General features: G+C 74.8%; 14 protein-coding genes. 8 read left to right on the forward strand and 6 right to left on the reverse strand.

The window, feature by feature from the left end:
- Positions 1-88: 88 nt before the first annotated feature.
- Positions 89-1,012: an NADP-dependent oxidoreductase gene (locus tag ACZ7BZ_RS00005; RefSeq protein WP_470356312.1), complete on the reverse strand. Its 924-nt coding sequence runs from the start codon at positions 1,010-1,012 to the stop codon at positions 89-91.
- Between the two features lie 138 nt (positions 1,013-1,150).
- Here ACZ7BZ_RS00005 and ACZ7BZ_RS00010 point away from each other — a divergent pair, with 138 nt between their 5' ends.
- Positions 1,151-2,194 carry a GlxA family transcriptional regulator gene (locus ACZ7BZ_RS00010; RefSeq protein WP_470356313.1) on the forward strand — a complete coding sequence of 348 codons (1,044 nt, stop codon included), beginning with the start codon at positions 1,151-1,153 and terminating at the stop codon, positions 2,192-2,194.
- Positions 2,195-2,275: 81 nt separating this feature from the next.
- Here the strand turns inward: ACZ7BZ_RS00010 and ACZ7BZ_RS00015 are convergent, their stop codons facing one another.
- Together ACZ7BZ_RS00015 and ACZ7BZ_RS00020 are read right to left on the reverse strand one after the other, a co-directional pair.
- Entirely contained in the window at positions 2,276-3,316 is a 1,041-nt protein-coding gene (locus ACZ7BZ_RS00015) for a sensor histidine kinase (RefSeq protein WP_470356787.1), read from the reverse strand.
- A 73-nt stretch (positions 3,317-3,389) separates the two neighbouring features.
- Positions 3,390-4,109 carry a response regulator transcription factor gene (locus ACZ7BZ_RS00020; RefSeq protein ID WP_380453976.1) on the reverse strand — a complete coding sequence of 240 codons (720 nt, stop codon included), beginning with the start codon at positions 4,107-4,109 and terminating at the stop codon, positions 3,390-3,392.
- A 137-nt stretch (positions 4,110-4,246) separates the two neighbouring features.
- Here ACZ7BZ_RS00020 and ACZ7BZ_RS00025 point away from each other — a divergent pair, with 137 nt between their 5' ends.
- The 4 genes from ACZ7BZ_RS00025 to ACZ7BZ_RS00040 all read left to right on the forward strand — a co-directional run bounded on the left by ACZ7BZ_RS00025 (position 4,247) and on the right by ACZ7BZ_RS00040 (position 10,222).
- Positions 4,247-5,344 (forward strand): endonuclease/exonuclease/phosphatase family protein, encoded by a 1,098-nt coding sequence (locus ACZ7BZ_RS00025; protein WP_470356788.1) that lies wholly within the window; start codon positions 4,247-4,249, stop codon positions 5,342-5,344.
- Between the two features lie 222 nt (positions 5,345-5,566).
- Entirely contained in the window at positions 5,567-7,234 is a 1,668-nt protein-coding gene (locus tag ACZ7BZ_RS00030) for a serine hydrolase (RefSeq protein ID WP_470356314.1), read from the forward strand.
- Between the two features lie 219 nt (positions 7,235-7,453).
- On the forward strand, positions 7,454-8,173 hold the full coding sequence (locus ACZ7BZ_RS00035) for a scabin-related ADP-ribosyltransferase (protein ID WP_470356315.1): 720 nt from the start codon (positions 7,454-7,456) through the stop codon (positions 8,171-8,173).
- Positions 8,174-8,407: 234 nt separating this feature from the next.
- The gene (locus ACZ7BZ_RS00040) at positions 8,408-10,222 is read left to right on the forward strand and encodes an alkaline phosphatase family protein (protein WP_470356316.1); all 1,815 of its coding nucleotides are present in this window, start codon (positions 8,408-8,410) and stop codon (positions 10,220-10,222) included.
- A gap of 37 nt (positions 10,223-10,259) precedes the next feature.
- On the opposite strand, the gene ACZ7BZ_RS00045 is transcribed toward ACZ7BZ_RS00040, so the two are convergent.
- Positions 10,260-10,451, reverse strand: a complete 192-nt coding sequence (locus ACZ7BZ_RS00045) for a hypothetical protein (protein ID WP_470356317.1) — start codon at positions 10,449-10,451, stop codon at positions 10,260-10,262.
- Positions 10,452-10,681: 230 nt separating this feature from the next.
- On the opposite strand from ACZ7BZ_RS00045, the gene ACZ7BZ_RS00050 reads away from it, so the two are divergent.
- Genes ACZ7BZ_RS00050 through ACZ7BZ_RS00060 form a run of 3 tightly spaced genes read left to right on the forward strand, consistent with a single transcriptional unit; the run spans position 10,682 to position 14,560 of the window.
- The gene (locus ACZ7BZ_RS00050; RefSeq protein ID WP_470356318.1) at positions 10,682-11,623 is read left to right on the forward strand and encodes a MerR family transcriptional regulator; all 942 of its coding nucleotides are present in this window, start codon (positions 10,682-10,684) and stop codon (positions 11,621-11,623) included.
- A 55-nt stretch (positions 11,624-11,678) separates the two neighbouring features.
- Positions 11,679-13,181: an SDR family oxidoreductase gene (locus tag ACZ7BZ_RS00055; RefSeq protein WP_470356319.1), complete on the forward strand. Its 1,503-nt coding sequence runs from the start codon at positions 11,679-11,681 to the stop codon at positions 13,179-13,181.
- A 59-nt stretch (positions 13,182-13,240) separates the two neighbouring features.
- Entirely contained in the window at positions 13,241-14,560 is a 1,320-nt protein-coding gene (locus ACZ7BZ_RS00060; protein ID WP_470356320.1) for a cryptochrome/photolyase family protein, read from the forward strand.
- 39 nt (positions 14,561-14,599) lie between these two features.
- Here the strand turns inward: ACZ7BZ_RS00060 and ACZ7BZ_RS00065 are convergent, their stop codons facing one another.
- A complete protein-coding gene (locus tag ACZ7BZ_RS00065) occupies positions 14,600-14,725 on the reverse strand; it encodes a hypothetical protein (protein WP_470356321.1) in 126 nt (41 codons plus the stop codon).
- Complete coding sequence (locus ACZ7BZ_RS00070) at positions 14,722-18,027, reverse strand: amidohydrolase family protein (protein WP_470356322.1); 3,306 nt, start codon at positions 18,025-18,027, stop codon at positions 14,722-14,724. The genes ACZ7BZ_RS00065 and ACZ7BZ_RS00070 overlap by 4 nt, the downstream gene beginning before the upstream one ends.
- Between the last annotated feature and the right edge of the window lie 105 nt (positions 18,028-18,132).

An 18,132-nucleotide genomic window follows, 5' to 3' on the forward strand; every position in this document is an offset into this window, starting at 1 on the left:
GCCGACAAATCCCAAACAGGACAGTCGAGACGTCAGTCAGGCGGAGGGTCAGACCCACCGGCAACATCATCACGTCACATCCTCACTGTCAGGCGACGGTCAGGACGATCTTGCCGGTGGTGCGGCCCCGCTCGCCGAGTTCGTGGGCCTTGGCGGCCTGGTCGAGCGGGAGGACGGTCTCGACCACGGGCCGCAACGCGCCCCGGTCGGCCAGGGCGGTGAGCTCGCGCAGGCCCCGGTGGTCGGGCTCGACGAGGACCCAGGTCGCCCGTACGCCGTCGCGGGCCGTGGGGACGTCGCCCGGGCCGGGCAGGGTGATCAGGCGGCCGCCGGGCCGCAGGACCAGCAGCGAGCGCTCGGCGGTCTCGCCGCCGAGGCCGTCGAGCACCACGTCCACGTCGGACACGGCCTCCTCGAAGCGGACCGCGCGGTAGTCGATCACCTCGTCCGCGCCCAGTTCGCGCAGCAGCCCGTGCTTGCCCGCGCTGGCGGTGCCGATGACGTGGGCGCCGCGGGCCTTGGCGATCTGGACGGCCAGGTGGCCGACCCCGCCGGCCGCCGCGTGCACCAGCACCCGCTCGCCGGGGCGCACGTCCGCCGCGTCGACCAGGGCCTGCCAGGCGGTCAGCCCGGCCAGCGGCAGCGCCGCCGCCTCCACGTGGGTCAGGCCGGCCGGCTTCGGAGCGAGGTGCCGGGCCGGTGCCACCACGTACTCGGCGTAGGCGCCCGCCTGGCGCGGGAAGAGCGGCATCCCGTAGACCTCGTCACCGGGGCGGTGGATGCCCACCCCGGGGCCGACGGCCTCGACCGTGCCGGACACGTCCCAGCCGACGGCGGGCACGTCACCCCACTCGATGAGGCCCCCGCTGGCCCGGGTCTTCCAGTCCACCGGGTTCACCCCGGCCGCGTGCACCCGCACCAGGACTTCGTTCAGCCCGGGCTCGGGCCGCGCCAGCTCCCGCTCGACCAGCTGCTCGGGACCGCCCCACTGCTCCACCACCACTGCACGCATGACCGTGTGCCTCGTTCTCTTCGGATCCGGTTGGTTCGCGTCGCCGCCGGGGCTCCCCGGCGGCGACGCGGTCAACGATCCGGAATCCGGGCCGCTCGCGGGGTTGGCCGTCCGGCCACTATGTGACAGGATCTGGCCATGGGCAGGATTCGGTCGGTAACACCGCAGAACACCTCGGACCGGGCGCCGGCGGCCCCCGGTCCGCACCGGATCGCCGTGCTGGCCCTGCCCGGGGTCCCGCCGTTCGAACTGGGCATCCCCTCAAGGGTGTTCGGCAGCGCCCAGGACGCCGAGGGCCGCCCGCTCTACGAGGTCACCGTCTGCACGGCCGACGGAACCGCCGTCCTCAGCGACGCCGGCTTCACCGTGCAGCCGGCCGCCGGCCCCGAGGCCATGGCCGCGGCGGACACCGTGATCATCCCGCCCACCCACGCGATGCCGGAGCTGGCCCGCGGCGGCCCGCTGCCGCCCGAGGTCACCGCGGCCGTCGCCCGCATCCGCCCCGGCACCCGGCTGGTGTCCATCTGCTCCGGCTCCTACGTGCTCGCCGCGGCCGGACTGCTCGACGGCCGGCCGGCGACCACCCACTGGAACCTCGCCCCCGAGTTCCGCCGGGCCTATCCGGCGGTCAAGCTCGACGAGGAGGTCCTCTTCGTCGACGACGGCGACGTGCTCACCTCAGCGGGAGTGGCCGCGGGCGTCGACCTCTGCCTGTACATCATCCGCCGCGACCACGGCGCGGCCATCGCCAACCGGGCCGCCCGGATGTGCGTCGTGCCGCCGTGGCGGGACGGCGGGCAGGCCCAGTACATCGACCGTCCCGTCCCGGACCCCACCGTCGCCGCCACCACCGCCACCCGGGCCTGGGCCCTCGACCACCTCGGCGAACCGCTGCCCCTCACCCGGCTCGCCGAGCACGCCCGGATGAGCCTGCGCTCCTTCACCCGGCGCTTCCGCGACGAGGTCGGCATGACCCCGGTCCAGTGGCTCACCGCCCAGCGGCTCGAACTGGCCAAACAGCTCCTGGAGACCACGGACCTGTCCATCGACCTGGTCGCCCACCGGGCCGGCTTCGGCACCGCGAACTCCCTGCGCGCCCACATGCGGGCCTCGTTCGGCATCTCACCCGCCTCCTACCGCCGCACCTTCGGCGCCGACGACCGGGTACCCGCGCTCAGGTGACGGACGGCCGGACGGGCGGACAGATGGCCGGCCGGCCGGCCGGGCGGGCGGATGGACTGGCGGACGGCCGGGCGGGCGCGGTCAGGGGGGTGGTGCGGGCAGTTCCACCGTGACGCGCAGGCCGCCGCCGGGCCGTGGGGCGAGGGTGAGGGTCCCGTCGTGCGCCCGGGTGATGGAGCGGACGATCGCCAGGCCGAGCCCGACACCCGCGTGGTCGGTGCGGATCCGGCCGGTGCCGCGCTGGAACGGTTCGGTGAGCGTCGCGACCAGTACCGGGGCGAGCGGCTCGCCCGTGTTGTCGACGGTCAGCAGCGCGGCCCCGGGACGGACCCGGGTGTCGACCCGTACCGTGCCGCCGGCGGGCAGGTTGTGGACGATCGCGTTGTGCACGAGGTTCACGGTGAGCTGGAGCAGGAGCGCCGGCGATCCGCTCGTGGGGGCGACGGTGCCGGAGGTCTCCAGGGTGACGCCGTGCCGTTCCGCGAGCGGCAGGAGGGTCTCGGTGGCCTCCTCCGCCAGCAGGGACAGGTCGACGCGCTCCCGGGCGAAGGAGCGCCGGTCGGCCCGGCTGAGCAGGAGCAGCGCCTCGGTGAGTTCGATCGCCCGGGTGTTGACGACGTGGAGGCGGTCGATGATCTCGCGGGCGTCCCGGTCGGGATCGGTGCGGGCGACGTCGAGGAGTGCCTTGGAGGTGGCCAGCGGGGTGCGCAGCTCGTGCGAGGCATTGGCGGCGAACCGCTGCTGTTCGCCCACGTGCGCTTCGAGCCGGGCCAGCATCGTGTCGAAGGCATCGGCGAGTTCCCGGAACTCGTCCGCGCGGCCGGGTAGTCGGATCCGGTGCGCGAGTGACCCGGTGGAGGCCTTCCGGGCGGCCTCGGTGATGCGGGTCAGCGGGGCCAGCACCCGGCCGGCCAGGACCCACCCGCCGACCAGGCCGAACACCAGCAGGAACGCCAGCACCACGGCCGCCCTGGGGGCGAAGACGCGCAGGAGGTTCGACCGGACGGGGAACACCCCGTGGGTCGGGGTGTCGGTGGCGCCGGCGATCAGGAACGCCCGGTCGGGGACGTAGCGCAGCAGGAACAGCCACACCGCGGCGAGCAGCAGGACGGCGGCGACCATCAGGAACCCGGCGTAGCTGAGGGCGAGTTTCAGCCGGACGCTCGGCCCCGGTGACCTGGGCTCCGGACAGGACCTAGCCACGCCGCCCGCCTTCGCCTGACGTCGACCCGGATGCCGCCCCCGGCCCGTCCGGCGCCGTGTCGATGCGGTAGCCGACGCCCGGCACGGTGGCGATGATCCAGGGTTCACCGAGGCGCTTGCGCAGCGCCGAGACGGTGATCCGCACGGCGTTCGTCAACGGGTCGGCGTTCTCGTCCCAGGCCCGTTCCAGCAGTTCCTCGGCGCTGACCACGCCGCCCTCCGCGGCGACGAGGACGTCGAGCACGGCGAACTGCTTCCTGGTCAGCGCGACGAAGCGGCCGTCCCGGTAGACCTCGCGTCGGAACGGATCCACCCGCAGGCCCGCGAGTTCCCGCACCGGGGGCCGGCTGTGGCCGCGTCTGCGGTCCAACGCCCGGAGTCTGAGGGCGAGTTCACGGAGCTCGAAGGGCTTGGTGAGGTAGTCGTCGGCGCCGAGTTCGAACCCGGAGGCCTTGTCGTCGAGACGGTCGGCCGCGGTGAGCATGAGGATCGGCAGGCCGCTGCCGGAGGCGACGATGCGCCTGGCGATCTCGTCACCGGACGGCCCGGGGACGTCGCGGTCGAGGACGGCGATGTCGTAGGTGTTGACGGCGAGCAGCTCCAGCGCGGTGTCCCCGTCACCGGCGATGTCGGCCGCGATCGCCTCCAGTCGCAGGCCGTCCCGGATGGCCTCGGCCAGGTAGAACTCGTCCTCGACGATCAACACGCGCATCCCCCGATGCTACGAGCCGGTGCCTATCGTCCGCGTATCGGAAATCGCATACGGCCCGGCAACACCGTGCCGCGTTGACTGGCGGCATGAACCACGAGCAGGACGCGACGATGACCGCGGGGGAGCGCCCGGCGCCGATGACGGGGGCTGGATCAGGGGCGGGAACAGGGGCGGGAACAGGGGCGGGAACGGGAACGGGGGAGCCGGGCGGTGGTCGGGGGAGCGGCCGGCGCGCGGCGCTGCGCCGGGCGGCCCGCGCCCTCTCCCGGCCCGAGCCGTGGCGGCGCGGGCCGCTCCTGACGGCGCTCGCGCTGCTGCTCGGCCTGGTCCTGCTGCTGCACGCGGAGATCCCGAACGCCGGCTGGCACCTCGGCAGTCTGGTGGAGACCTTCCTGCCGTGGTTCGGCCTGTTCGTCCCGCTGCTGCTGGCCGCCGCGCTCTGGCGCCGCTCCGCCGCCGCGGTGCTGGCGCTGCTGCTGCCCGTCGTGGCGTGGCTCAACCTGTTCGGTGGCCTGCTGACCGACAAGTCCCGCCCCGGCGGTGACCTCACCGTGGTCGAGCAGAACGTGAACGCCGACAACCCCGACCCGGCCGGCACCGCCCGCCACCTGGCCGGGTCCGGCGCGGACCTACTGGCCCTGGTGGAGCTGGCCCCGCAGGCCGTGGGCACGTACGAGACGGGGTTGGCGGCGGAGTACCCCTACCACGTGGTGCGGGGCACCGTCGGCCTCTGGAGCAGGCTGCCGCTGGGCGAGGCCCAGACGATCGACGTCGTGAACTACGGGCCGCTGGCCGACCGCAAGCCGGCGAACGACAAGACGGCCGGGAACCGGGCGCTGCGCACCACGGTGGTCACCGAGCGCGGGCCGCTGGCGGTGTACGTGGCACACCTGGGGTCCGTCCGGGTGTACCCCGGGGCGGGCTTCGCGACGGCCTCGCGCGACATCGGCGTGCAGGCGCTCGGCAGGGCCCTGGCCGCCGACCCGAGCGAGCGGACGCTGCTGCTCGGGGACCTGAACGGCAGCCTGGACGACCGCGGGTTCGCCGGCCTCACCGCACGGATGCGCTCGGCCCAGGAGACGGCCGGGGACGGCTTCGGCTTCAGCTATCCGGCCTCCTTCCCGGTGGTGCGGATCGACCAGATCCTGGTCCGCGGCGTGACGGCGACGAACTCCCGGGTCCTGCCGGACACCGGCAGCGACCACCTGCCGGTCGCGGCCGGCATCAGCTGGTGAACGCTCCGGCCCGCCTGGCTGCCGTCCCCGCCGACCGGCCGCCGTTCCGCTGACGGGTCGCCGCCCCGCCGTCCCGCTGACCGGCCGCCGGACGGGTGGATTGCGTGGCTGACGGCGCGCGGCGGCGGCCTGGGGCGCGCCCCGCCGTTCACACTCCCGCCGTACGGCGGACGGCGGCACCGAGGAACCGGGGCCGCGCCGCCCGGACGAGGGAGGACCTCGATGCATCGTCACGGCGCAGCCAGTCGCACCGCCCACGGCCCCGGCCGGGCCGTCGCCGCGCCCGCGCTGGCGGGCCTGCTGCTGAGCGGCCCGCTGCTCGCCGGATGCACCTCCGCGGCCGCCACCGACCCAGAGGCCGCCCCCACCCCGGACCCCTCCTCCGCCCCGGCGACCGCCCCGGCGACCGCGCCGCCCGCCCAGCCGGCGCCGCAGCTGACGGAGCAGCAGGTGAACGCCTCCGTGGACCGGATCGACGGCTACGTGCGGGACGCGATGGCCAAGACCGGTGTCCCCGGGGTGGCGATCGCGGTGGTGTACCAGGACAAGGTGATCCACGCGAAGGGCTTCGGGGTCCGTGAGCTGGGCAAGCCGGACCAGGTGGATCCGGACACCGTGTTCCAGCTGGCGTCGGTCTCCAAACCGATCTCCTCGACGGTGGTCGCCGGGGTGGTGGGCCAGAAGGTCGCGAAGTGGGACGACCCGGTCACCGCCCATGACCCGGGCTTCGCCCTGGCCGACCCGTACGTGACGAGCCACGTGACGATCGCCGACCTGTTCTCGCACCGCAGCGGCCTGCCGGACCACGCCGGGGACCTGCTGGAGGACCTCGGCTACCAGCGCGACTACATCGTCCAGCACCTGCGCGACCAGCCGCTCGGCCCGTTCCGGGCGAGCTACGCCTACACCAACTACGGCCTGACCGAGGCGGCCGCGGCCGTCGCCAAGGCCAAGGGGGTGGCCTGGGAGGACCTCGCGGCGGACGTCCTCTACCGGCCGCTGGGGATGAACTCGACCAGCTCGCGCCGCTCCGACTACGACAACGCGACGGACAAGGCGGCGGCGCACGTCAAGACGGCCGGCGGCTGGCAGGTCAGTACCACCGAGAACGCCGACTCCCAGTCGCCGGCCGGCGGGGTGAGCTCCACGGTGCAGGACCTCGCCCGGTGGATGCGGCTGCAGCTCTCCGACGGGAAGTTCGAGGGCCGGTCGGTGATCGACCCGGTCGCCCTGAACGAGACCCGCACCCCGCAGTACGTCAACAGCCCGCCGAGGGCGGCCGCCGGCACCGCCGGGTTCTACGGCCTGGGCTGGAACGTCGGCACCGACCCCCAGGGCCGGCTGCGGCTGAACCACTCGGGCGGCTTCGAGCTGGGCGCGGCGACCACGGTGACCCTGCTGCCCTCCGAGCAGCTGGGGATCGTGGTGCTCACCAACGGCCAGCCGACCGGCCTCCCGGAGGCGGTGGCCGAGGAGTTCTTCGACGTCGCCCAGGAGGGCCGGGAGACGGTGGACTGGCTGGGCTTCTTCGGCAAGGTGGTGCCCGCCGCCGCGGCGAGCCCGGTCTCGAAGACCGACTACGGCAAGCCGCCGGCGAGCGCCGCCCCGGCCGAGCCGAACTCCGCGTACACCGGGACGTACGCCAGCGGCTACTACGGGCCGTTGACCGTGACCGAGCAGGACGGCGGCCTGGTGATGACGGTGGGGCCGGCCAAGCTCCAGTACCCGCTCCAGCACTTCGACGGCGATGTGTTCAGCTTCCTGAGCAAGGGTGAGAACGCGGTCGGCCTGTCCGGGGTGACCTTCAGCGTGGGGTCGGACGGGAGGGCCGGGAAGGTGGTGGTCGAGCAGCTCGACGTGGACGGCCTGGGAACCTTCACCCGCGGCTGACCCGGACGCTGCGAGCGCCGGCCCACCCCAGGGCTGGCGCTCCGCCGCGGGGCCGGACCCCCGCCGCAGGGTCGCCCCCCCGCCGCGGGGCCGGCGCCCCGTCAGTATCGATACGAATAATCCACCCGTGCGAGTGGTGCCGGCGTAGTGCTCCCGCTGCGCTCCGGTCGGCACGCCTATAAAGGGCCGGTCATGTTGATCGACTGATGGGTTCTCACCATGTTGCAGGCAGCTCTGCGGGTGCTCACCGCCGTCTCCCTCGCCTCCGCCCTGTCCACCGTCGCCGTCGCCCCGGCCGTCGCCGCCCCGGCCGGGCCGTCCGTGCCCGCCCCGCGCGCGGCCGACGACGACGACCTGACCACCCCCTGCGGGCCGGTCCGCGACTACCGGGCCTCGGACTGGTGGAGCACCACGACCGAGCCGCAGATCGCCCAGACCGTCGCGGGCCAGGCGACGGCGGAGCGCTGGCAGTGGCGCAACGACGTCAACACGCTCTGGCGCGGCGACACCCGGGAGAACGTCGAGGACATCTTCCGCGGCGGCTTCACGCCGCGCGGCGAGCAGGTGACCCCGCTCGCCGAGTACATCGTCAAGGGCGGCGGGCAGAACAGCGCGCACCTGAGCACCAGTTGCACGCAGTGGGTGGCCCAGAAGTTCGCCACCTACGGGGACACCAAGACCGGCTGGGTGTACGAGATGTACGCCCCCGGAGGGATCGACGTCAACGCCACCGCCCGGCTGAACGGCTACCAGTCGCCGTACCTCTGGAACAAGGAGATCGACTTCCCCGGCGGGGTCGAGGGCCGGTACATCAAGGGCGCCTGCAAGTACCACCTGCTCTCCACCGACCCGAACACCAAGATCAGCACCTTCGAGAACCTCGGCTGCAAGTCCAACTCCGGATTCGCGCCGTACCCGAACGTGCCCGCCGGCTCCTGACCGCCCCGCGCGGAGCGGAGGTCGCTCCACCGCCCCCCGGAGCTGCGGCGTAGCCCCGTTCGGCGGGCGTCCGACGGGTGGTGGGGCGCCCTCCGCGCAAACTTGTCTGACCAAGTTCGGCCTGTGTTCGCCCGCGCGCCCTTCCCCGGGCGGCGTGGAACCGGTACCTATGTCCCGCCCGTGGTGCACCGCCACGGCACCCACCCTCATGCAACCAACGGGACGAGGTACCCCATGCGACTGCGCTGGAGCCCCATCGGCGGAATGCTCGCCACCCTCCCGCTCGTCGGCGCCCTGGTCGTCGCCGCCCCCGGCACCGCCCAGGCGGCGGGCGGCAGCGGCAACCTGATCGTCAACGGCGACGCGGAGGCCGGCGGATACTGCACCAACGACTGGAGCGCGGCCACCACCGTCCCCGGCTGGACCGTCCAGGCCGGCGGCGTCGACGTGATGTGCTCCACGGTCGGCTCCTTCGGCCTGCCGACCGACGGACAGGCTCCCGGCAAGGCCTTCTTCGGACCGGGCAACTTCGGGGACGGCTCGATGAGCCAGACCGTCGACGTCTCCTCGGCGGCCGGCGCGATCGACGGCGGCGGCGTGCACTACGACCTCGCGGGCTGGCTGGGCGGTTGGACCACCTACGGCGGCTACGCCGCGGTGAGCCTGCACTTCCAGGGTGCCGACGGCAGCCCGCGCGGCGCGACCGCCAAGCTGCCCACCGTCTCCGCCACCGACCGGGGTCTGGGCACCAAGTTCCTCTCCCGCAGCGCCACCGGAGCCGTCCCGGCCGGCACCCGCTCGATCCAGGTCGAGGTGCAGTTCCTCTCCACCACGAACGAGACCGGCTACCTGGACAACCTCTCGCTCACCCTCGACACCCCGGTCGCCGCGCCCGCGCCGGTCGCCCCGCCGGCCTCCCGGGTGCCGGGCTACGACCACGTGTTCACCGTCATGATGGAGAACACCGACTACGCCCAGATCATGAACGACCCGGCGGACACCCCGTTCATCCACGGCCTGATGGCCCAGGGCGCCACCCTCACCGACTCGCACGGCGTCTACCACCCCAGCGACGAGAACTACCTGGCCATCGCGGGCGGCGACACCTACACCAAGGGCGCCACCTACTGGCCCAACATCAACTCCCCGCAGCGCAACCTCGGCGACACCATCGAGGGCGCCGGCAAGACCTGGAAGGCCTACGAGCAGGGCATGGGCACGCCCTGCAACACCACCACCCAGTACGACGCCAAGTACGAGCCCGACGACGCGCCGTTCATCAACTACACCGACATCAGCGGCAACCCGGCCCGCTGCGCGGCCCACCTGTTCGACACCACCCAGCTGACCACCGACCTCAAGTCGGCCGCCACCACCCCGAACTTCTCCTGGATCGCCGCCGACGACTACTACGACGGCGAGGCCTCCGGCAACGGCAACGCCACCAGCCTCAAGACCCAGGACGGCTGGCTGCAGCAGACCCTCGCCCCGGTGCTGTCCTCGCCCGCCTGGACCCAGGACCGCTCCCTGCTCCTGCTGACCTGGGACGAGAGCGCCGGCGAGGCCTACAACCACCTCGCCACCATCGCCGTCGGCTCCCAGGGCACCGTCCCGGCCGGCACCAGCAGCCCGCTGCACTACGACCACTACGGCATCGGCCGTACCATCGAGTCCGCCCTCGGACTGCCCGGCCTCACCGCCAACGACACCTACGCCACGCCGCTCAACGCCGCCTTCGCGCCGTCAACCGCGACCGGCCCGACTCTGACCGGCGACCTCGGCGCGGTGGCCAACGGCGGCAACCTCACCCTGCGCTACGCCCTGCCGACCGCCGCCCAGGCCGGCGCCAAGAACTGGGTCGGCTTCTACCCGGCGGGCGTCACCCCGGGCTCCCGCTCCTCGCTGACCTGGTCCTACGCCCCGAACCAGAGTGGCGCCCTCACCTTCGCCACCGGCAAGCTCGGCGGCCCGGGCCGCTACGACGCGTACCTCCTGGCCAACGACGGCTACTCCGTCCTGGCCGGCCCGTTCACCGTCACCGTCGGCTGACGACCGGCGGCTGAAGGGGCCCGCCCGCCGGGCCCCTTCAGCCGCCGGGGCGGCTCGGGGTGCTCGGCCGTGCGGACGTCGCCGAGCACCCGGGAGCCGAGCGCGGTGAGGGGCGGTAGGTGTTCAGGCGCGACCGCATCCGGCCGCCGACCCACAGGGCCACCGCGAACAGCGCGGTGAAGCCCACCAGCGGCACGAGCCAGGCGCCGTGCATCGCGAGCGTGGACACCAGGGCGTCCGCGCCCCCACGGCCACCGACGCCCGCGCCGCGCGGGCGAGCTCGGCGCCCGCGCGCGGCCCGCCGGAACGCTGCGAAAACGCTGCGACTACCCGGGCAGCTCGCGACCGCGCGACGGTTGGAGAGTGCAGGCAATCACCGACCGGCCGTCCACCGGCGCCGCAGACACCGACGGCACGTCGGCCGAGCGGGCTCCGGCCCCTCGACGTAGGCTCGCGGCCGTGACCGCCCCGCCCGCTCCCGCCCCGGCCGGACTGACAACCGGGGCACTGGCCCGACGGCTCGGCGTCTCGCCCACCACCATCCGCTCCTGGGAGCGCCGCTACGGAGTCGGCCCGGCCCACCGCGCGCCCGGGCGGCACCGGCGGTGGGAGCCGGACGACGTGGCCGTGCTGGAGGAGATGTGCCGGCTCACCGCCCGGGGCGTCAACCCCGCCGAGGCCGCCCGGGCCGCCCTGGTGGGCGCCGCCTCCGCCCGGCCGGAGCGGGGGACCGGTACGGCCTCCGGCGGCAACACCCTGCCCGTGGGCACCGTACGCCCCGAGTGCCGGGGCCTGGCCCGCGCCGCCGTACGGCTGGACGCCCCCGAGATGGCGTTGATCCTGCGCCGCAGCGTGGACGCGCTCGGCCCGGTCACCGCCTGGACGGAGGTGATGACCCCCGCGCTGCGGGCGGTCGGGCGCAAGTGGTCCACCGAGGGCGAGCGCTACGTCGAGGTGGAGCACCTGCTGTCCTGGCACGTCTCCGCCGCCCTGCGCCGGGCCGCCGACGGGGCCGAGTCGCCCCCGGGACCGGCCGCGCTGCTCGCCGGGATGCCCACCGAGCTGCACGCCCTCGCGCTGGAGGCGCTCGCCGCGGCCCTGGCCGAGCGCGGCCTGCCGTTCCGGATGTTCGGCCCCGCCCTGCCGGCCGAGGCGCTGCTGGAGGCGGTGCGCCGGACCGGTCCGCCGGCCGTCCTGCTGTGGTCCCAGGTCACCCGCACCGCCGACCGGGCCCTGGTGGAGCGGGTGGTCCGGACGGCCTGGGGCCCGCAGGGCGCGCGCACCCGACCGGTGGTGCTGGTCGCCGGCCCCGGCTGGACCGGCCCCCGCCGCCCGCCGGGCACCCTGCGGCCCCGCGACCTCGCCGGCGCTCTCGACCTGCTGGAGGGCCTGCTGCGCTGACCGGGGCCGGGTAGGCGTACCACGGACGGAACGAAGAGAACGGAAGGAGCGGACAGTGGACCAGCCAATCCCGACCGGACGTCACTGCCTGGTCACCGGCGCCACCGGCTACATCGGCGGGCGGCTCGTCCCCGAGCTGCTCGCGGCCGGCCACCGGGTGCGCTGCCTGGCCCGCGACCCCGGACGGCTGCGCGACCAGCCGTGGCGCGACCGGGTCGAGGCGGCCACCGGCGACGTCACCCGGCCCGAGACCCTGGACGGCGCCTTCGACGGCGTGGAGGTCGCCTACTACCTCGTCCACTCGCTCGGCACCGGGTCGGACTTCGAGGCCACCGACCGGCGCGCCGCCCGCGCCTTCGCCCACGCGGCCGCCCGGGCCGGAGTGGGCCGGATCGTCTACCTCAGCGGGCTGCTGCCCGCCGGGGTGCCGGAGGCCGGGCTGTCCCCGCACCTGCGCTCGCGCGCCGAGGTCGGCCGGGTGCTGCGGTCCGCCGGGGTGCCCACCGCCGAACTGCGGGCCGCCGTCATCATCGGCTCCGGCTCGGCCTCCTTCGAGATGCTCCGCTACCTGACCGAACGGCTGCCCGCGATGGTCACCCCGCGCTGGGTCAACACCCGGATCCAGCCCATCGCCGTCAGGGACGTGCTGCGCTACCTGGTGGCCGCCGCCGGGCTGCCGCCGGAGGTGGACCGGGCCTTCGACATCGGCGGGCCGGAGGTGCTCACCTACCGGCTGATGATGCAGCGCTACGCCCGGGCCGCCGGCCTGCCGCCCCGGCTGATCGTGCCGGTGCCGGTGCTGACCCCGGCGCTCTCCAGCCTCTGGGTCGGCCTGGTCACCCCGGTCCCCGGCCCGCTGGCCCGCCCGCTGGTGGAGTCGCTGCGGCACGAGGTGGTCTGCCACGAGCACGACATCGCCCGCTGGATCCCCGACCCCCCGCAGGGCCTCACCGGCTTCGACCGCGCCGTGGAACTCGCGCTGCGCCGCATCCGCGAGGCCGGGGTCACCACCCGCTGGTCCTCCGCCTCGCTCCCCGGCGCCCCCAGCGACCCGTTGCCCACCGACCCCGACTGGGCCGGCGGCAGCCTCTACCAGGATCTGCGGGAACGGCGGGTGGCTGCCGACCCGGCCGCCCTGTGGCGGGTCGTGGAAGGCGTCGGTGGCGAGAACGGCTGGTACTCCGTCCCGTTCGCCTGGGCGCTGCGCGGCACTGTCGACCGGCTGGCCGGCGGCGTCGGACTGCGCCGCGGCCGGCGCGACCCGGACCGCCTGCGGGTCGGCGACGCCCTCGACTTCTGGCGGGTCGAGGAGATCGAGCCCGGACGCCTGCTGCGGCTGCGGGCCGAGATGCGCCTGCCGGGCCTGGCCTGGCTGGAGCTGCGGGTCGGCCCGGACGGCGCCGGCGGGGCGCTCTACCGCCAGCGCGCGCTGTTCCACCCGCACGGACTGGCCGGCCACGCCTACTGGTGGTCGGTGGCGCCGTTCCACTCCCTGGTGTTCGACGCGATGGCGCGCAACATCACCGAACGCGCCCGCCGGGCCGGGCCGCACCCCTGACCCACCTCGCACCCCCCGAAAAAGCCAATCACACCCGCACCCGTTCCGAGGCCCCGCCGATGACCGTCTCGATCGCCCTGTTCACCCAGGACCTCCGCCTGCACGACAACCCCGTGCTGCACGCCGCCCGCGCCGCCGCCGAGCAGGTGGTGCCGCTGTTCGTCCTCGACCCCGCCGTCGAGGCGGCCGGCTTCGCCGCCCCCAACCGGCTGGCCTTCCTGGCCGACTGCCTCACCGACCTGGACGCCTCGCTGCGCCGCACCGGCTCCCGGCTGATCGTGCGCCGGGGCGCGACCGACGAGCAGACGGCCCGGGTGGCCGCCGAGGCCGGCGCCGGGACGGTGCACCTCGCCGCCGGGGGCAGCGCCTTCGCCCGGCGGCGCGAGGCCCGACTGCTCGCCCGGTTCGGCGACCGGCTGCACGTCCACGACGGCTCGGTGACCGTCGTCCCGGCCGGGCGGATCACCCCGGCCGGCCGCGACCACTACGCCGTCTTCACCCCGTACCACCGCGCCTGGCAGCAGGTGCCGCACCGCACCGTGCTGGGCGCGCCCCGGGTGATCCGCACGCCGGGCGGCATCGGCAGCGAGAACCTCGTGGTCTCAGGCCAGGTCTCGCCGGGCCTGCCGGCCGGCGGCGAGACCGCGGCCCGGGAACGGTGGAGGCGCTGGGACGTCGACTCCTACGCCGACGTCCACGACGACCTGGCGGCCGACGACACCTCCCGGCTCTCCCCGTACCTGCACTTCGGCTGTCTGTCGCCCACCGAGCTGACCGCCCGCGCCCTCCAGCGCGGCGGCCCCGGCGCCGAGGCCTTCGTCCGCCAGCTCGCCTGGCGCGACTTCCACCACCAGGTCCTCGCCGCCCGGCCCGACGCCGCGCACCGCGACTACCGCACCCGGGACGACCACTGGCACCGGGACGAGCGGGAGGCCGAGGCCTGGCGCCAGGGCCGCACCGGCTACCCGATCGTCGACGCCGGGATGCGCCAACTCGCCCACGAGGGCTGGATGCACAACCGGGCCCGACTGCTGACGGCGAGCTTCCTCGCCAAGTCGCTCCACCTGGACTGGCGGATCGGCGCCGCCCACTTCCTGTCCCTGCTGGTGGACGGCGACGTGGCGAACAACCAGCTCAACTGGCAGTGGGTGGCCGGAACCGGCACCGACACCCGGCCCAACCGGGTGCTCAACCCGCTGCGCCAGGCCGACCGCTACGACCCCGCCGGGGACTACGTACGGCGCTGGGTACCGGAGTTGGCCCACCTGCCGGGCCCGGCCGTGCACCGCCCCTGGCTGCTCGCCCCCGACTACCCGGAGCCGCTGATCGCCCCCGACACCCTGTCGGCCCGGCTGCGCTCGGCCCGCGACCTGGACTGAACCGGAACCCGGACTGGCTCAGCCCTCAGCCCTCAGCCCTCAGCCGTCGGTGCCCGTGCCGGTGTCGTTGCCGGTGTCGTGGAGCAGCCGGGCGGACTCGATGTCGTTGATGTACTGCTCCGCCCGGGCCCGTACCGCCGCCGGCGGCGGCACGGCAGGCGTCACGGCGCGCAGCAGCCGTCGCTCCGCAGCGCCTGGCCGATCGCGAGCCAGTCCTGCTCCGGACCGGACTGCTGCTCCGGAGCGGACGGGCGGGCGGCCGTCGGGGTCGGGGCGGCCACCAGGTCGGCGCGCCGGAACACGATGCCGTCGCGCATCACCCAGGACGTCCGCGCCAGGTCCGCGAAGTCGTGGAACGGGTTCCCCTCGACCACCGTCAGGTCGGCGAGCTTGCCCGGTTCCACCGTCCCGAGCTCGTCCGCCAGCCCGAACAGCCGGGCCGGTGCCGCCGTGGCCGTGCGCAGCGCCTGGGCGGGGGACAGGCCCGCGTACTGGTGCAGGGCGCGCAGGCCGAGGTGCACCTGGAGGCCGACCGGGGTGAGCGGGGCGTCCGTGCCGAGGGCCAGTGCGCCGCCGTCCGCGATGATCGTCCGGTAGACCTCCATCTCCCGCCGGACGGCGCGCCGCTGCTCGGCGGTGACGGCCGTCCGGGCCTGGGCCTGCACGCCGGCCGCGTCCCACGGCGGCATCAGCGCGGTCACCCGGGTGTCGTCGGCCAGCGACGGATCGTCCCCGAGCAGGTAGAACGCCGAGAACGGGGTGATGACGATCGCGAACTCCCCGCCCCGGTAGATCTCGTGGACGTCCTGGTAGGCGCGCCCGGTGGGTGAGGACGCCCGGCCGTACTCCTGCCGCTGGGTGGCCGACAGGTGGGTGGTGAGGTCCTGCCCGAGCTGCACCCCGGGCGTCAGCAGGTGGCTGCCGGCCGGCACCCCGAGGCGCTCGTGGGCCGTCCGCGCGGCCTCCGCCATGATCCAACCGGGCGCCCGCACATAGGTCTTGACGAAGTCGCAGTCCAGCGCCACCAGGCGGTCCAGGCTGCGCCGCAGGCCGTCGGTGGTCCGGTGGGCGCGGCCCATGCTGTACGCCACCCGGCTGCCGTCGAGCAGTTCGCCGGTGGTCAGGAAGCGGGGCCCGGCCAGCACCCCGGCGTCGACCGACTCGCGGATCCGGGCCTGCTCGTACGCGAAGCCGCCCAGCGAGGCGGTGCCGGTGATGCCGTAGGCCAGCATGGTGCGGGTCTGCCGGCCGCCGTAGGTGTTCTGGTACGGGTGGGTGTGGGCGTCCCACAGGCCCGGCAGGACGGTGCAGCCGGTGGCGTCGACCAGCCGCTCTCCGGCGCGGCGCGCGCCCGAGCGGTGCGGTTCGACGGCGGAGACGCGGTAGCCGGTGACCACGATGTCGACGTCCTCGCGGACGTTCTCCGCGGTGCCGTCCCACAGCCGGGCGGCGTGGATGCGGGTGACGTCGGAGCGTGGCGGCAGGGCGCGGGAGGTGCGCAGCGGGACGGCGACGGTGCGCGGGTCGCCGCCGTCGCGGCCGATCAGCCGCAGCCGCCCGTCGGAGAGGTGGAGCAGCCGGGCGGAGTCGCCGGACCAGGACGGGTGGTCGGCGGAGTCCTCGGTGATCCGCCGGGCCTCGCCCGTGGGCGTTCCGTCCGGGGCGACCGGCAGCACCCAGAGCGCGGACTCCACGACGAGCGCCATCCACTTGCCGTCGGGCGACCAGACCGGGCCGCTGTCGCAGCGGTCGGCCACCGAGGTGTCCGGCAGCGGCAGGTAGGACCTCGCGGAGCCGTCCCGGGTGTCGACCACCCGGATCACGTTGTAGCCCTCACGGAAGCGGTGGTTGAGGCGGTTGCGGTCGCAGTAGGCGAGGTAGCGGCCGTCCGGGGACCAACTCGGCCGTCCCGGCAGGCCGTTGCCGCCGAGCGGGGTCGCGAGCCGGTGCTCCGCGCCGGTGGCGGGGTCGACCAGGAGGAGGTTGCCCAGGACGTCCTGGCAGGCCAGCGTGGTCCCGTCGGGGGAGAGCGCCGGGTTGAACCGGCCGCCCCGGGCGAGGACGGTGTCGGTGCCGTCGTCCAGGGTCAGGCGGTGGACGGCGCCCAGGCCGTCCCGATCGCCGTTCCCGCCTCCGTTCGCGCTCTCGGTCCCGCCTTCGTTCCCGTCGTGGACGTACAGGATGCTGCGCCCGTCCCGGCTCCACGAGGGCATCTGCACGTAGTGGGCGGGGTCGGCCTGGCGGAGCTTGCGCGGCTGTCCGCCGATCGGCAGCAGCCACAGCGCGTTGAGCGAGCAGAAGGCGACGGAGCGGCCGTCCGGGGAGAGCGCGGGCAGGTGGATCCCCCGCACCTCGCGCTCGGCGGTGGAGTCGAGGTCGCGCACCTTGCGCCGGTACTCGGTGCGCGGCACTTCCAGCCGTGCGCGGAACGGGACTTCCCGCGCGCTGTCCAGGGCGGGGGAACGGTCGGTGATCCGGCCGTCCGCGAAGTAGACGATCCCGCCGTCGGGCGTCCAGCACGGCGGCAGCGGTGAGACGTCCTCGTCGCCGGAGACCACGGTGCCGTCGACGGCGAGGGAGGCGGTGGCCGACTGGTAGGAGGAGGCGGCGGAGGCGTCGCCGACCAGCACGTAGGCCAGTCGGCCGTCCCGGGAGACCACCGGGCCGACCACCGTGCCGCTGTCCACGGTGCGCAGGACGCTCACCGGCCCGCCGGCGGCCGGAACGCAGGCGACGGTCCGGCCGCCGGAGGCGTCCGCCCGGACGAAGACCACCCGGTCGCCGTCCGGGTGCCAGGACGGGTCGTAGTCCTCGACCCCGGGCCGGTCGGTGAGGCGGGTGAGCCGGCCGGTGGCGAGCTCCACCGTCCAGATGTCGTACGAGCCGCCGGCCACCGCGTCGCCGGCGCGCTCGGAGGAGAAGGCCAGTCGGCGTCCGTCCGGCGACCAGGACACCCCGCGGTCGTCCCAGGGCCCGGTGGTCAGTCGGCGCAGGTCCGATCCGTCCGGGGCCATCGCCCACAGGTGGAACCCGCCGTCCCGGTAGGCGCAGAACGCCACCGTCGATCCGTCCGGTGACCACACCGGGCGGGTCGGCTCCAGTCCGGGGGCGGTCAGCGCGGTCGCCGGTCCGCCCTGCCGGGGCAGGCCCCACAGCACGCCCTGGACTTCGACGACCAGCCGCCCGCCGTCCGGGGAGACGGCGACACCGGCGTTGGTGCCGGCAGTGAACTCCAGCACCCGGCTGGGACGGTGGGCCGGATCCTGCGCCCCTTCGGCGGAGGCCGCGGGGGCCGCGGTGGCCGTGGCGATCGGCCCGAGCGCGGCGCTCGCGCCCGCCAGCGCCGCCGCGCCGATGAGCCCGCGCCGACTCAACTCCAACCGGTCGACGCCCGGTTGGCCGGACTCCAGCCGGTCGGCGCCCCGTTGGCCGGACTCCCGGCCCTGCCCGTCCCGGAGAAACGCCATGCCCGTTCCCTTCCCGACCTCAGTGGACCCGCCGCTCGACCCCGGCCCGGGCCGGATGGTTCGAGCGTTCTCGACATGTCCATTGTCATTCGGGTGCTGGGGCGG

Source organism: Kitasatospora sp. NPDC036934 (assembly GCF_055608425.1).

Bases quoted from the DNA above. Each gene is read 5' to 3' on its own strand.
- ACZ7BZ_RS00005 (WP_470356312.1), bottom strand. From the start codon at position 1,012: ATGCGTGCAGTGGTGGTGGAGCAGTGGGGCGGTCCCGAGCAGCTGGTC.
- ACZ7BZ_RS00030 (WP_470356314.1), top strand. From the start codon at position 5,567: ATGCATCGTCACGGCGCAGCCAGTCGCACCGCCCACGGCCCCGGCCGG.
- ACZ7BZ_RS00070 (WP_470356322.1), bottom strand. From the start codon at position 18,027: ATGGCGTTTCTCCGGGACGGGCAGGGCCGGGAGTCCGGCCAACGGGGC.
- ACZ7BZ_RS00020 (WP_380453976.1), bottom strand. From the start codon at position 4,109: ATGCGCGTGTTGATCGTCGAGGACGAGTTCTACCTGGCCGAGGCCATC.
- ACZ7BZ_RS00025 (WP_470356788.1), top strand. From the start codon at position 4,247: ATGACGGGGGCTGGATCAGGGGCGGGAACAGGGGCGGGAACAGGGGCG.
- ACZ7BZ_RS00010 (WP_470356313.1), top strand. From the start codon at position 1,151: ATGGGCAGGATTCGGTCGGTAACACCGCAGAACACCTCGGACCGGGCG.
- ACZ7BZ_RS00015 (WP_470356787.1), bottom strand. From the start codon at position 3,316: ATGGTCGCCGCCGTCCTGCTGCTCGCCGCGGTGTGGCTGTTCCTGCTG.
- ACZ7BZ_RS00040 (WP_470356316.1), top strand. From the start codon at position 8,408: ATGCGACTGCGCTGGAGCCCCATCGGCGGAATGCTCGCCACCCTCCCG.
- ACZ7BZ_RS00060 (WP_470356320.1), top strand. From the start codon at position 13,241: ATGACCGTCTCGATCGCCCTGTTCACCCAGGACCTCCGCCTGCACGAC.
- ACZ7BZ_RS00035 (WP_470356315.1), top strand. From the start codon at position 7,454: ATGTTGCAGGCAGCTCTGCGGGTGCTCACCGCCGTCTCCCTCGCCTCC.